The 14,211-nt window shown below is 70.1% G+C and carries 11 protein-coding genes and 1 tRNA gene; 7 read left to right on the top strand and 5 right to left on the bottom strand.

Translation table 11 applies throughout. From position 1 onward, the window contains the following. Positions 1-141: 141 nt before the first annotated feature. The 4 genes from AB0447_RS14170 to AB0447_RS14155 all read left to right on the top strand — a co-directional run bounded on the left by AB0447_RS14170 (position 142) and on the right by AB0447_RS14155 (position 6,606). Positions 142-477, top strand: coding sequence for a chorismate mutase (locus AB0447_RS14170; RefSeq protein ID WP_366476946.1), 336 nt, complete (start codon positions 142-144; stop codon positions 475-477). A 51-nt stretch (positions 478-528) separates the two neighbouring features. After that, positions 529-3,066 (top strand): aminopeptidase N, encoded by a 2,538-nt coding sequence (gene pepN / locus AB0447_RS14165; RefSeq protein ID WP_366476893.1) that lies wholly within the window; start codon positions 529-531, stop codon positions 3,064-3,066. 718 nt (positions 3,067-3,784) lie between these two features. Beyond that, complete coding sequence (locus AB0447_RS14160; RefSeq protein ID WP_366476892.1) at positions 3,785-5,194, top strand: aminotransferase class V-fold PLP-dependent enzyme; 1,410 nt, start codon at positions 3,785-3,787, stop codon at positions 5,192-5,194. Then, positions 5,191-6,606, top strand: coding sequence for a SidA/IucD/PvdA family monooxygenase (locus tag AB0447_RS14155; protein WP_366476891.1), 1,416 nt, complete (start codon positions 5,191-5,193; stop codon positions 6,604-6,606). Before AB0447_RS14160 ends, AB0447_RS14155 begins: the two co-directional genes overlap by 4 nt. 4 nt (positions 6,607-6,610) lie before the next feature. Here AB0447_RS14155 and AB0447_RS14150 read toward each other — a convergent pair whose 3' ends face one another. Further along, positions 6,611-8,419: a 5'-nucleotidase C-terminal domain-containing protein gene (locus tag AB0447_RS14150; RefSeq protein ID WP_366476890.1), complete on the bottom strand. Its 1,809-nt coding sequence runs from the start codon at positions 8,417-8,419 to the stop codon at positions 6,611-6,613. Between the two features lie 91 nt (positions 8,420-8,510). Here AB0447_RS14150 and AB0447_RS14145 point away from each other — a divergent pair, with 91 nt between their 5' ends. Together AB0447_RS14145 and pyk are read left to right on the top strand one after the other, a co-directional pair. Then, on the top strand, positions 8,511-9,218 hold the full coding sequence (locus AB0447_RS14145) for an SIMPL domain-containing protein (protein ID WP_366476889.1): 708 nt from the start codon (positions 8,511-8,513) through the stop codon (positions 9,216-9,218). 134 nt (positions 9,219-9,352) lie between these two features. Next, positions 9,353-10,780 (top strand): pyruvate kinase, encoded by a 1,428-nt coding sequence (pyk, locus tag AB0447_RS14140; protein ID WP_366476888.1) that lies wholly within the window; start codon positions 9,353-9,355, stop codon positions 10,778-10,780. A 41-nt stretch (positions 10,781-10,821) separates the two neighbouring features. On the opposite strand, the gene AB0447_RS14135 is transcribed toward pyk, so the two are convergent. Continuing rightward, entirely contained in the window at positions 10,822-11,565 is a 744-nt protein-coding gene (locus tag AB0447_RS14135) for a helix-turn-helix domain-containing protein (RefSeq protein WP_366476887.1), read from the bottom strand. A gap of 110 nt (positions 11,566-11,675) precedes the next feature. Beyond that, positions 11,676-11,750 (bottom strand) — tRNA-Leu (locus AB0447_RS14130). A gap of 98 nt (positions 11,751-11,848) precedes the next feature. Here AB0447_RS14130 and AB0447_RS14125 point away from each other — a divergent pair. Then, positions 11,849-12,502, top strand: coding sequence for a response regulator (locus tag AB0447_RS14125; RefSeq protein ID WP_366476886.1), 654 nt, complete (start codon positions 11,849-11,851; stop codon positions 12,500-12,502). A gap of 71 nt (positions 12,503-12,573) precedes the next feature. Here the strand turns inward: AB0447_RS14125 and AB0447_RS14120 are convergent, their stop codons facing one another. Next, positions 12,574-13,290 carry an ABC transporter ATP-binding protein gene (locus AB0447_RS14120; RefSeq protein WP_366476885.1) on the bottom strand — a complete coding sequence of 239 codons (717 nt, stop codon included), beginning with the start codon at positions 13,288-13,290 and terminating at the stop codon, positions 12,574-12,576. Beyond that, complete coding sequence (locus AB0447_RS14115) at positions 13,287-14,210, bottom strand: ABC transporter ATP-binding protein (RefSeq protein WP_366476884.1); 924 nt, start codon at positions 14,208-14,210, stop codon at positions 13,287-13,289. Before AB0447_RS14115 ends, AB0447_RS14120 begins: the two co-directional genes overlap by 4 nt. Between the last annotated feature and the right edge of the window lies 1 nt (position 14,211).

Raw genomic sequence — 14,211 nt, 5'->3', positions numbered from 1 at the left:
CCGGAGCCCCCGTCTCACTGGCCGACTGCTCGAGAAACCCGCCGCCTCCGCCACGTAAGCTCGGGAACCATGAACAGCAGCGACATCGACGAGAACGTCCCCCACGCGAAGGCCGGCTCGGCCGCCTCCGCCGACGACGTGATTGCCGAAGCCCTCACCGCCGAGGACCTGACCGCCCCCGAGGTCATCGCCGAACTGGCCCGCCTCCGGGACAGCATCGACAACATCGACGCGGCCGTGGTCTACATGCTCGCCGAACGCTTCAAGTGCACCCAGCAGGTCGGCCACCTCAAGGCCCGGCACCAGCTGCCCCCCGCCGACCCCGGCCGCGAGGCCCGCCAGATCGCCCGCCTGCGCCAGCTCGCCGAGAACGCCAAACTCGACCCCGCCTTCGCCGAGAAGCTCCTCAACTTCATCATCGCCGAGGTCATCCGCCACCACGAGACGATCGCCGCCCGCGAAGAAGGCGACGCATAAGGCCACCGGGGGCCCCTGTGGCCCGCGCGCTCCGTGGGGCAGCATGGGCCCATGCCCGTACTGACGCGCAACGAAGCGCAGACCCGCGCCCAGCTCCTCGACGTCCACCGCTACACGGTCACCCTCGACCTGACCGGCGGCGATGACACGTTCGACTCCACCACCGTCATCCGCTTCACCACGCGCACCGCGGGCGACACCTTCGTCGAACTCAAGCCCGAAGAGCTGCGCTCCGCCACCCTCGACGGCGACCCCGTCGACCCGGCGGCCCTCACCGACAACCGGCTCCCCCTCACCGGCCTCACCGAAGGCCCCCACGAGCTGCGCGTCGACACCCGCATGCGCTACTCGCGCACCGGCGAAGGCATGCACCGCTTCACCGACCCCGCGGACGGCCGGACGTACGTCTACACCCAGATGTTCATGGACGACGTCCAGCGCGTCTTCGCCGCCTTCGACCAGCCCGACCTCAAGGCCGTCTTCGAGTTCACCGTCACCGCCCCCGCCGACTGGACCGTCCTCGCCAACGGCATCACCGAACGCACCGGCACCCGCCCCGGCGACGACGCCGGCATCTGGCAGGCCGCCGCCACCCCCGTCATCTCCACCTACCTCGCCGCCGTCGCCGCCGGCCCCTGGCACTCGGTCACCACCGAACACGCCGGCCTCCCCTTCGGCATCCACTGCCGCCAGTCCCTCGCCCCCCACCTGGACGCCGACGCCGACGAGATCCTCTCCGTCACCAAGGCCTGCTTCGACCGCTACCGGGAAAAATTCACCGAGCCCTACCCCTTCGACTCCTACGACCAGGCCTTCGTCCCCGAGTTCAACAGCGGCGCCATGGAGAACCCAGGCCTCGTCACCTTCCGCGACGAGTTCATCTACCGCTCCGCCGTCACCGACACCGAACGCCAGACCCGCGCCATGGTCATCTCCCACGAAATGGCCCACATGTGGTTCGGCGACCTCGTCACCCTCCGCTGGTGGGACGACATCTGGCTGAACGAGTCCTTCGCCGAATACATGGGCTACCAGACCGCCGCCGAAGCCACCCGCTTCACCGATACCTGGACCGAATTCGGCATCACCCGCAAGGCCTGGGGCTACGACGCCGACCAGCGACCCTCCACCCACCCCGTCGCCCCCGACCCCGACGGCGTCCCCGACACCGCCTCCGCCCTCCTCAACTTCGACGGCATCTCCTACGCCAAGGGCGCCTCCGCCCTCCGCCAACTCGTCGCCTGGCTCGGCGAAAAGGACTTCCTGGCCGGCATCAACACCCACTTCGCCCGCCACAGGTTCGCCAACGCCTCCCTCGCCGACTTCGTCGACTCCCTCGCCGCCCACACCGACCGCGACGTCCACGCCTGGGCCGACACCTGGCTCCGCACCACCGGCATCGACACCCTCAGCCCCCGCATCGAGGACAGCACCGGCGGCTGGACCCTCACCGTCGACCGCACCGGCAGCCGCCCCCACCACATCGCCGCCGGCCTGTACGACCGCACCCCCGACGGCGCCCTCGAACTCCGCGAACACCTCGACCTCGACGTCCCCTCCGACGAGATCGTGTCCGTCGCCGGGCCCCGCCCCGCACTGCTCCTCCTCAACGACGGCGACCTCGGCTACGCCAAGATCCGCCTCGACGAGACCTCCCTGGAGACGGCGCTGCGCTCCGTCTCCGCCCTCCCCGAGGCCCTCACCCGCGCCGTCGTCTGGAACACCCTGCGCGACATGGTCCGCGACGGGGAACTCGAGCCGGTCGCCTACCTGGAGACGGCACACGCGCACCTCCCCGAGGAGACCGACCTCGCCATCGTCCAGGGCGTCCTCGGCTTCGCCCGCACCCAGATCGCCGACCGCTACCTGCCGGCCGAGGACCGCCCCGCCGCCCTCGCCCTCATCACCTCCATCGCCAAGGCCCTCATCCGGAACACCGAGGACCTCACCGCCGAGGACTGGAACGGCGCACACGGCGGAACCACGGCCGGACTGCGCCTCTCGGCCGTACGCACCTTCATCGACAGCGCCACCCAGCCCGACGCCATCGCGGCCTGGCTGGCCGACGGCACCGTCACCGGCGGCCCCGAACTCGACCCCGAGCTGCGCTGGCGCATCCTGGCCCGCCTCGCCGTCCTCGGTGCCATCGGCGAACCCGAGATCGCCGAAGCCCTCGCCGCCGACCCCAGCGCCACCGGCCGGGAAGGCGCCGCCCGCTGCCGGGCCGCCCTCCCCGACGCGGACGCCAAAGCCGCCGCCTGGCAGAGCCTGTTCAGCGACGACACCCTCTCCAACTACCTGTTCAGCGCCACCGCCCAGGGCTTCTGGCAACCCGAACAGGCCGAGCTGACCGCCTCCTACGTCCCCCGCTTCTACGCCGACGCGGTCGCCCTCGCTGCCCGCCGCGGGCCCGCCATCGCGGAGGCGGCGGGGCGGCATGCGTTCCCGGCGTACGCGATCGACGAGGCCAACCTCAAGGCGGGCCGCACCTGCCTGGAGCAGGAGCAGATCCTCCCCCTCCTCCGCCGCAAACTCGTCGACCAACTGGACGACCTCACCCGCGCCCTCCACACCCGCCCAACCCCCTGACCCGTCCGGAGCACCCCAGCCCCGCCGGGCGGCACCCCCCAGCCTTGCCTGGCGGTACCCCCCCCAGCCCCTCCGGCGTTTGAGGAGCGGGGTCTGGGGCGGAGCCCCAGTTCGGGAAGGGGCGGGTAGGGGAAAGGCTCCGCGCAGCGGCCGCCTGCCCGGGTGCGGCGCCGTTGCCGGGGGCCGGCCCCCGGACCCCCGCGCCTCAATCGCTGGCGGGGCTGGAATTGCAGCTGCGCGGCAGCCCAGCCGTAACGGCCCAGCGAGCTGGAGATGCCTGCGGCAACCCAGCCGCAAGGGGCCGGCGGGGCTGCGGGCACCCGGTTGGGTGCGGCGCCGTTGCCGGGGGCCGGCCCCCGGACCCCCGCGCCTCAATCGCCGGCGGGGCTGGAATTGCAGCTGCGCGGCAGCCCAGCCGTAACGGCCCAGCGAGCTGGAGGCGCCTGCGGCAACCCAGCCGCAAGGGGCCGGCGGGGCTGGGGAGGGCGCAAACGCCGGCGGGGCGCAGGGGCTGGAAGGGCCGGTGGAGCTGGAGGGGCCTGCGGGGCTGGAGGGGCCCGCAGGATGGAAGGCCCCGCGGGGACGGAGGTGGCACGGCCGGGGGAGCGTGCCGGGGGTGATCGACCGGGTGGCCGGAAGGGGTGGTTACCTCTGGCGGCGTTCGCTCGTTGGGCCGGGCGGGAGCGACCCCCGCCCCCGCCCAGCCCACGAGGACCCCATGCCCGCGCACCCCGGCCACCCCCCACTCCCGCCCCTCGCCGGCGGACCCCCCGGCCCCGCCGCCCTGCGCCCCCTCCTCGACACCGTCCTCGACGCCCTCGCCGCCGGCGCCCGCGACCGCCGCGGCCCCCTCCCGGCCGGCGGGCCGCAGGCCGTCGCCGCCGCGATCGCCGCGCTGGGCGACGTACTCCCCACCACCGGCACCGGCGCCGCCGAAGCCCTCAGCACCCTCGTCCACGCCCTCGCCGCCGGCGCCGCCGACCCCGCCGACCCCCTCTGCGCCGCCCACCTGCACTGCCCCCCGCTCGCCCTGGCCGCCGCCGCAGACCTCGCCGCCTCCGTCCTCAACGCCTCCCTCGACTCCTGGGACCAGGCCCCCGCCGCCTCCACCCTCGAAGCCGCCCTCACCCGCGCCCTCGCCGCCGCCCTCTACCCCGGCCGCCCCACCGCCGACGCCCTCGTCACCACCGGCGGCACCGAGTCCAACCAGCTCGCCCTGCTCCTCGCCCGGGAACGCCACGGCCCCCACCTCACCGTCCTGCACGGAGCCAACGCCCACCACTCCGTCCCCCGCGCGGCCTGGCTCCTCGGCCTCCCCCCGGCCACCGCCCTCCCCACCCCCACCGGCACCCTCGACCCGGCCACCCTCGACCAGGCCCTCGCCGCCACCCCCGGCCCCGCCCTGGTCACCGCCACCGCCGGCACCACCGACGCCGGACTCATCGACCCCCTCGACGCCCTCGCCGACGTCTGCGACCGCCACCACGCCGACCTCCACGTCGACGCCGCCTACGGCGGGGCCCTCGCCCTCAGCTCCGACCCCCGCCACCGCACCCCCCTGCACGGCATCGAGCGCGCCCGCTCCCTCACCCTCGACCTGCACAAACTCGGCTGGCAGCCGGTCGCCGCCGGCCTCCTCGCCGTCCCCGACGACACCCTCCTCGCCCCACTCGCCCACCAGGCCGACTACCTCAACGCCGCCGACGACACCGAAGCCGGCCTCCCCGACCTCCTCGGCCGCTCCCTGCGCACCACCCGCCGCGCCGACGCCCTCAAGATCGCCGTAACGTTCCGCGCCCTCGGCCGCGACGGCATCGGACAGCTCATCGAAGCCACCCTCGAAGCCGCCCGCCGGCTCGCCGCACTCCTCGAAGCCCACCCCCACTTCGAACTCCACGCGGCACCCACCCTCAGCACCGTCCTCTTCCGCCCCACCGGAGCCCGCGACGAAGACCTCGCCGCCCTCCGCCGCCGCCTCCTCCACGGCGGCCACGCCGTCCTCGGCCGGGCCACCGCCGACGGCCGCCTCTGGCTGAAAGCCACCCTCCTCAACCCCCACACCACGGCAGCGGACCTGGACACCCTCGTGCGACTCCTCGAGAAACCCCCGGAAGGTACCCACCGATGACCGCCCAGCTCGATGCACCCCACGACCTCGTCGGAATCGGCATCGGACCCTTCAACCTCTCCCTCGCCGCCCTCGCCCACGGGCTCCAGCAACAGCAATGGCCCGGCGGCGGCCTCGCCACCGCCTTCTACGACGAGCGCCGCGACTTCCGCTGGCACCCCGGACTCCTCATCGACGGCACCACCCTCCAAGTCCCCTTCCTCGCCGACCTCGTCACCCTCGCCGACCCCACCAGCCCCTGGAGCTTCCTCAACTACCTGAAGCACAAGGAACGCCTCTTCCCCTTCTACTTCGCCGAGCAGTTCCACATCCAGCGCGCCGAATACGACGCCTACTGCCGCTGGGTCGCCGGCCGCCTCCCCGGCCTCCACTTCGGCCACCAGGTCGACGCCGTCCGCTGGAACCCCGAACGCGAACTCTTCGAAGTCGACTTCACCCAACTCGACGCCGACGGCGAAGCCGAAGCCCTCGGCCGCACCCACACCCGCCACCTCGCCCTCGGCATCGGCACCACCCCCTACATCCCCGAACCCCTCCGACCCCTCGCCGAAGCCCCCACCGTCCCCGTCATCCACTCCGCCGAATACCTCGACAACCGGGCCCGCATCCTCGCCGCCGAACACGTCACCGTCATCGGATCAGGCCAGTCCGGAGCCGAAGTCTTCCTCGACCTGCTCCGCGCCCGCCCCGCCGGCCGCGAACGCCTCACCTGGCTCGCCCGCACCCCCGCCTTCGCCCCCATGGAGTACTCCAAACTCGGCCTGGAACACTTCACCCCCGACTACACCCGCTACTTCCACGCCCTCCCCGAACCCGTACGCGACCAACTCGTCCCCGCCCAATGGCAGCTCCACAAAGGCATCGACGCCGACACCATCGCCGCCATCCACCAGGAGCTCTACCGCCGCACCCTCCACGGCGGCTGGCCCGACACCGTCCTCACCCCCGGAGTCACCGTCCGCACCGCCGGCCGCGTCGCCACCACCAAGGTCGAACTCCACCTCGAACACACCCAGCAGGGCGCCCGCACCCGCCTCACCACCGACGCCGTCGTCCTCGCCACCGGCTACACCGAACGCCCCCTCGACCGACTGATCGCCGGACTCGACCCCTACCTCCGCAAGGACACCGCCGGCCGCCCCCGCATCGACAGCACCTACCGCATGACCCTCGACCCCGCCGTCACCGGATCCGTCTTCGTCCAGAACGGCGAACGCCACACCCACGGCGTCGGCACCCCCGACCTCGGCCTCGCCGCCTGGCGCAGCGCAGCCATCCTCAACACCCTCACCGGCAAGAACCCCTACCCCCAGCCGGCCCGCACCGCCTTCACCACCTTCGGCCTCGACCAGCGGGAACAGCACCGCCCACCCGCCCCCGGCGCACTGCTCCCGCTCGTCGAACAGCTCTGACCGGCTAGAACACGGGCACACCCGCCCGCGTCAGCCGCCAGTCCACCGAAGCGAACTGCGCCGGATCCACCGTGCCCTTCGCCTTCACCCACTGGATGATGGTGTTACGGATCTCGTCGGAGTTCGCCCACACCTGCCGGGCCCCCGGCACATGCGGGAACGCCCCGCCACCCGAAGCCCGGTAGTTGTTCACCGCCAGCACGAACTGCGCCGCCGGATCCACCGGCCCACCCCGGAAGGACAGCCCGGAGATCCGCGACCCCGCCGGCTGCGCGATGTCGATGTCGTACGCCAACCCGTACACGGCGTCGTAGTTGTAATCCGGGATCCCCTCAGCGTTCGTCAGCTTCGCCGGATCCACCGGAGCATCCGGCGCCGTCCGCACGAAATAGCGCGCCGAATACTCCAGATAGTCCTTCAGCTGCGCCCCCGTCACCAGCCGCGCCTCCAGCGTGTTCTCGAACGGGTACAGACCCGCCGCATCCCGGATCGTCACCTGCCCCGCCGGAATCGCCGCCGTCCGCGAGAAACAGGACGCCTGCGACAGCACCGGCAACTCCGCCCACTCCGTCCCGGCAAGAGCCCCCTTCACCGTCTCCGCCTGCACGTGGTTGATCAGATCGATCACCGCCACGTCCTTGACCGGCCCCTCCGCCGACGACATCGCCTGCGTCGACGTCCCGATCACCTGGTTCACGTACGCCACGACCTTGCGGTGCTCGTCCTCCAGCAGCCGCACGACCTTCGGGTCCTCGGCAACCGTGTTCGAGTTCAACACCTGCGCCGCAACCTTCTCCACCGTCCAGCGGCCCTTCGACCAGGACAGCTCGAAATCGAAGAGGGTCAACCGCTGACCCCACTTCAGCGGCTCCGACAGCACCACGTCCTTGCCGGTCACCTTGTTCTTCACCCGGTACTCCGGGATCTCCGTGTGCGCATGCCCCACCAGGATCGCGTCGATCCCCGGCACCTGCTCCGCCACCAGACCCGCCGCGTTCTCGATGTACGGCAGCTGGTCCCCGTACGAAGACGTACCGCTCGACCCCGAATGCGCCGACACGATCACCACATCCGCACCCAGCGACCGCAACCGCGGCACGTACTTCGCCGCCTGCTCCTCCAGCCCCGGGAACGTCATCTTCCCCTGCACGTTCTGCTTGTCCCAGATCGCGATCCCCGGATTCGTCAGACCCAGCACCGCCACCCGCACATCCGGCCCGTGCGGGGTCCGCAACCGGTGCATGCTGTACGGCGGAAACGCCGGCCGCAGCGTCTTCGCATCCAGCGCGTTCGCCCCCAGCAGCGGAAAATCACACTGCTCCTCGAACTTCCGCAGCACCGGAATCCCGTAGTTGAACTCGTGGTTCCCCAACGCCGCCGCGTCATAGCCGATCGCGTTCATCGCCTGCGCCATCGGATGCACCGGACCCCGGCGCGCCGTGATCGGATCCACCTTTGCGTAGTAGTACGACAGCTGCGTGCCCTGAATCGTGTCGCCCGCATCGATCAGCAGCGTGTTGCACCGCCCCTTCTCCGCACGCACCCGCTCCACCAGCGTGGAAATCTTCGCCAGGCCCACATCGTTGTGCGCCTTGTCGTCGAACTCCTTGTCCGTGAAGTAGTCCCAGTTGAAGACGTTTCCGTGCAGATCCGTCGTACCCATCACGGTGAACGAGTACGTCCGCGGCCTCCGCCCCTTCAGTGAACCCTGCTCCGACTGAGCGGCCGCCGGGGTGCCCGCGGCCCCGGCCAGAGCGACCGCCGCCCCCGTCGCAGCCGAAGTACCCAGAAACGTCCTACGGTCGAACGCCATGCCATCTCCCCTTGGTGACGCGCCTTGGTGACGCGTGAACAACGCGCGTAGATTCTGCCCCCCAACGAGTGACAGTGCGAGAGTGATGTTCATGACCTCAGACGCAGCGCCCGCCCAGCCCTACGGAACCCCCGAAGTGCCCCGCGTCGCCGTCCGCGGCGAAGCCCGCCTCGAAGTCGACCCCGAAATCGCCCGCATCGGCATCAGCGTCAGCGCCCGCGGCACCGACCGCCGCACCGCCCTCGAAGACCTCACCCGACGCAACAACACCGTCCTCGACCTCATCAAAAGCTACGGCGACCCCGTCGAAAAACTCGAAACCGGCGCCTTCTCCATCACCCCCGAACTCACCCGCCACGGCCGCGGCGAACGCATCCGCGCCTACCACGGACGCGTCCACATCACCGCCGAACTCAACGACTTCACCGCCCTCGGCGAACTCACCACCCGCATCGCCGACCTCGACCTCACCCGCGTCGACGGCCCCTGGTGGGCCCTGCGCCCCGACTCCCCGGCCCACGGCCAAGCCCGCCGCCAAGCCGTCCTCGAAGCCGTCCAACGCGCCCGCGAATACGCCGAAGCCCTCGGCGCCCGCCTCGCCGCCCTCGTCGAGCTCGCCGACCTCGGCGCCGAGAACGCCACCCCCGTCGCCATGGCCGCCCCCGGCGGCATGCTCCGCTCCATGGCCTACGGCGCAGCCGAAGAAGCCGGAGCACCCCCGCTCGACCTCGAACCCCAACGCCAGACCGTCTACGCCCAGGTCAACGCACGCTTCACCATGACCCCGCCACAGCTCTGACCGCGACACCCGGGGGTGCTCATCAGAGCACCCCCGCGCCCATTCAATAAATGTCAACAACCTTTTGCCCAAAGGTTGTTGAGCAGACACCCACACCCCATTTCCTACCGCCCGGTAGGGCATACCCTCGCCCCATGCGCCGAGCAAAAATCGTATGCACCCTGGGCCCCGCAACCGACTCATACGACCAGATCAAAGCCTTGGTCGAAGCCGGAATGGACATCGCCCGCCTCAACCTCAGCCACGGCACCTACGCCGAACACGAGGAGCGCTACCAGCGCGTACGAAAGGCCTCCGACGAGACCGGCCGCAGCGTCGGCATCCTCGCCGACCTTCAAGGCCCGAAGATCCGACTCGGCCGCTTCCACGAAGGACCCGTACTCCTTGAACGCGGCGACGACTTCACCATCACCGTCGAAGACATCGAAGGCGACCGCCACACCTGCGGCACCACCTACGAAGGCCTCGCCGACGACGTCACCACCGGCGAACGCATCCTCGTCGACGACGGCCGCGTCACCCTCCAGGTCACCGCAATCGAAGGCCCCCGCGTCCACACCACCGTCATCGAAGGCGGCATGGTCTCCGACCACAAAGGCCTCAACCTCCCCGGCGTAGCCGTCTCCGTCCCCGCCCTCTCCGAGAAGGACGTCGAAGACCTCCGCTGGGCCCTGCGCACCGGCGCCGACGTCATCGCCCTCTCCTTCGTCCGCAGCGCCGACGACATCAGGGACGTCCACCGCATCATGACCGAGGAAGGCCGCCGCCTCCCCGTCATCGCCAAGATCGAAAAGCCCCAGGCCGTCGAAAACATCGACGAAATCGTCGCCGCCTTCGACGGCATCATGGTCGCCCGCGGCGACCTCGGCGTCGAAATGCCCCTCGAACTCGTCCCCATCGTCCAAAAGCGCGCCATCAAACTCGCCAAGCGCAACGCCAAACCCGTCATCGTCGCCACCCAGATGCTCGACTCGATGATCGACAACTCCCGGCCCACCCGCGCCGAAGCCTCCGACGTCGCCAACGCCATCATCGACGGCACCGACGCCGTCATGCTTTCGGGCGAAACCAGCGTCGGCAAACACCCCGTCGAAACCGTCCGCACCATGTCCCGCATCGTCGAAGCCGCCGAAGAGGACATCCTCGCCAAGGGCCTCCCACCCCTCACCGACCGCAACAAGCCCCGCACCCAAGGCGGCGCCGTCGCCCGCGCAGCCGCCGAAATGGGCGACTTCCTCGGCGCCAAGTTCCTCGTCGCCTTCACCCAGAGCGGAGACACCGTCCGCCGGCTCTCCCGCTACCGCTCACCCATCCCCCTCCTCGCCTTCACCCCCGAACCCGCCACCCGCTCCCAGCTCAACCTCACCTGGGGCGTCGAAACCTTCCTCGGCCCCCACGTCGACTCCACCGACGCGATGGTCGCCCAGGTCGACGAAGAACTCCTGCGCATCGGCCGCTGCGTCCCCGGCGACATCGTCGTCATCACCGCCGGCTCCCCGCCCGGAGTCCCCGGCTCCACCAACCTCGTCCGCATCCACCACATCGGCGACCCGGCCAGCTGACCCCCGTCCCGCTCCGCCCCGCTCCAGCACCGGCCCTGAGCTCAGTACTTGGGGCCGACGTGGACGTCCATGAGCGCGACGGACGCCTTGCGGGCGACGGAGATGTTGTAAGGCTTCCCGTACCGGGTGCAGCTCTTCCACGCGACCCCGAGGCGGTCGAGCGTGTCCGTCAGCAGGCGCCGGATGTCATCGGACCGGTTGGTGAAGAAGTAGCGGGGGTACTCGTACCGCTTGCCGTTCCGCTCGGTCCAATTGGTGATCCGGCACCCGTCGGAGTGGATCAGCCCCCTCACGAGCTTCCAGGGGTGGGCGTCCACGATCTCCTGCTGCCAAGGTTCGAGGGCGATCCGCCGCTCGTGCTTCTTCCCCGGCCCGTGCTGTGGGAACAGGCACGTCCAGTGGCGCCCGTAGCTGGTGACGGCCACGCAGCCTTGGCGCTGGAGGACGTAGACGCTGTCGTCGGGACGTACGGCTCGGATCGCCTCCCGGCAGAGATCGATGAGGCCGGGCCAGGCGTCGGCGCAGGCGATGCGGAGGTGATGTCCGCCGCGCGGATGCGGGCTGATGCAGCCGTCGCCCAGGTAGAGGCCGAGGAGATAGGCGTACGCGGCCGTGTCGGTCGGACGTGTGCACGGTGCGTCCTGCATCCGGGGGAGGGGATCGATGCGGGTCCGCCAGGCGCGGATCGCGGCGCGGGAGATCCCGGATTCCCTGCTCACCGAGCTGATGCTGCGTCCGTCTGCGAGCAGGTTCAACGCATGTCGGCGCGTCTCGAGGTCGTACATAAGGTCGACGCTGGGGAATTTTTTCCACTCGCGAGTGCCGAATGGCTCTGGGTTCGTCCGATAGAGCGGATAACGCTCGATTGGCTGTGACCTTGGAATTCGAGGAAAGGTGCCCCAGGTGGGATTCGAACCCACACTGTCCGCTGTTTGAGAGCGGCCTCTCTAACCAGTTGGAGTACTGGGGCCTACGAAACGAAGGTCTGCGTGAACCCTGCGTGACACCACCTTACAGGAGCTAGGTAGGCTCGTGGCGAGCAGTTCTGCCCCGCATCAAGGAGCCACCGTGACCGCCGAGCACGAGTCGACGCCCGCGCCCGACGCCGACCAGTCGCACATCCCCCCGCTGACGACCCGCGTCGTCATCGCCGAGGACGAGGCGCTCATTCGGCTCGACCTCAAGGAGATGCTGGAGGAGGAGGGCTACTCCGTCGTCGGCGAGGCCGGGGACGGGCAGACGGCCGTGGAGCTGGCTCGGGAGCACCGGCCGGATCTGGTGATCCTCGATGTGAAGATGCCGGTGCTCGACGGGATCTCGGCGGCGGAGAAGATCGCCGAGGAGTCCATCGCGCCGGTGCTGATGCTGACCGCGTTCTCGCAGCGGGACCTGGTCGAGCGGGCCCGGGACGCCGGGGCCATGGCGTACCTGGTGAAGCCGTTCAGCAAGAGTGATGTGGTGCCGGCCATCGAGATGGCGGTGTCGCGGTTCTCGGAGCTGAAGGCGCTGGAGAAGGAGGTCGCGGACCTCTCGCAGCGGCTGGAGACGCGGAAGCTGGTGGACCGGGCGAAGAGTGTGCTGCAGACGCAGTACGGGCTGACCGAGCCGGCCGCGTTCCGGTGGATCCAGAAGACGTCGATGGACCGGCGGATGTCGATGCAGCAGGTGGCCGAGGCCGTCATCGAGGATGCCGAGGAGAAGAAGAACGCCGCCAAGGGGTGACCTTGTGCAACGCGTGAGGCCCGGCTCCCCCGAGGGAGCCGGGCCTCACGTCGTTCGGCCTGGGCGGGAGGTCAGTCCTCGCCGAGGTAGGCCTTGCGGACGTCCTCGTTGGTGAGGAGGTCGCGGCCGGGGCCGGAGAGGACGACCTTGCCGATCTCCATGACGTGGCCCTGGTCGGCCAGCGAGAGCGCGGCCTGGGCGTTCTGCTCGACCAGGAGGATGGTCGTGCCGGCTGCCTTGAGCTCGGAGATCGTCGCCATGATCTTCTGCATCATGATCGGCGAGAGGCCCATGGAGGGCTCGTCGAGCATGAGCAGCTTGGGCTGGGACATGAGGGCGCGGCCCATGGCCAGCATCTGCTGTTCGCCGCCGGAGAGGGTGCCGGCGGCCTGCTTGCGGCGCTCTCCCAGGATGGGGAAGAGGTCGTAGGCGCGCTGGACGTCCTTCTGGATGCCTTCCTTGTCCTTGCGGAGGAAGGCGCCGAGGAGGAGGTTGTCCTCGATGGTCATGCGCGGGAAGATGTGCCGCCCCTCGGGGGAGTGGGCGAGTCCGAGCGAGACGATCTGGTGGGCGGGGACCTTCTTGAGGGACCGGCCGTTGAACTTGATCTGGCCGCCCTTGGGCTTGATCAGGCCGGAGAGGGTCCGCAGGGTGGTGGTCTTGCCGGCGCCGTTGGTGCCGATGAGGGTGACGACCTGGCCGGCGTCGACCTTGAAGGAGATGCCCTTGACGGCTTCGATTTTGCCGTAGGCGACGCGGAGGTCCTCGACCTCCAGGAGTGCGGTCACTTGGCTTCTCCGTCCGTGCTGGTGGTGCTGTCCGCCGTGGTGTCCGCCGTGGTGTCCGGGGCGGTGTCCTCCTGGGCGATGGCCTCGGCGGCCTCGATCTCGGCGGCTTCGACTTCGGCGACTTCTTCGGCGCCGGGGGCGCCTTCGAAGGGTTCGCCGAGGTAGGCGGCGATGACGCGTTCGTCGCTCTGGACTTCGGTGGCGGTGCCTTCGATGAGCTTTTCGCCCTGGACGAGGCAGGCGACGCGGTCGCAGAGGTTGAAGATGAAGCGCATGTCGTGCTCGATGACGAGGACGGCGATGCCCTGGTCCCGGATGGCGAAGATGAGTTCTTCGGTGGCCCGGGTTTCCTGGGGGTTCATGCCGGCGGTGGGTTCGTCGAGCAGGATGAGGCCGGGGTCGCTGGCGAGGGCGCGGGCGATTTCGAGCTTGCGCTGTTCGCCGTAGGGGAGGTTGCGGGCGAGGTGTTCGGCCTTGTGGGCGAGGCCGATGAACTCGAGCAGCTCCATGGCCTTCTCGCGGCTGGCGGCTTCTTCTTTGTGGAAGCCGGGCAGGCGGAGGAGGGCGGACCAGAGGCCTTCGCGGGTCCTGGTGTGGCGGCCGACGAGGACGTTTTCCAGGACCGTCATGTTGTTGAAGAGACGGATGTTCTGGAAGGTGCGGGCGATGCCGGCCGCGGTGACCTTGAAGGACTTGGGGGGCAGGACCGTGCCCTTGTACCGGACTTCGCCCTCGGTGGGGATGTAGAGGCCGGTGAGGCAGTTGAAGAAGGTGGTCTTGCCGGCGCCGTTGGGTCCGATGAGGCCGACGATTTCGCCGCTGTTGACGGTGAGGTCGACGTTCTTGACGGCGGTGAGGCCGCCGAACCGCATGGTGACGCCGCGGGCGTCCAGGACCGTTTCGGTCGTGGTGGTCGTCATG

It is taken from the genome of Streptomyces sp. NPDC051211, assembly GCF_040689505.1.
Taxonomy (GTDB): domain Bacteria; phylum Actinomycetota; class Actinomycetes; order Streptomycetales; family Streptomycetaceae; genus Streptomyces.
Note: the sequence above shows the minus strand (reverse complement) of the source record. Positions and strands in the feature narration are given on the sequence as shown.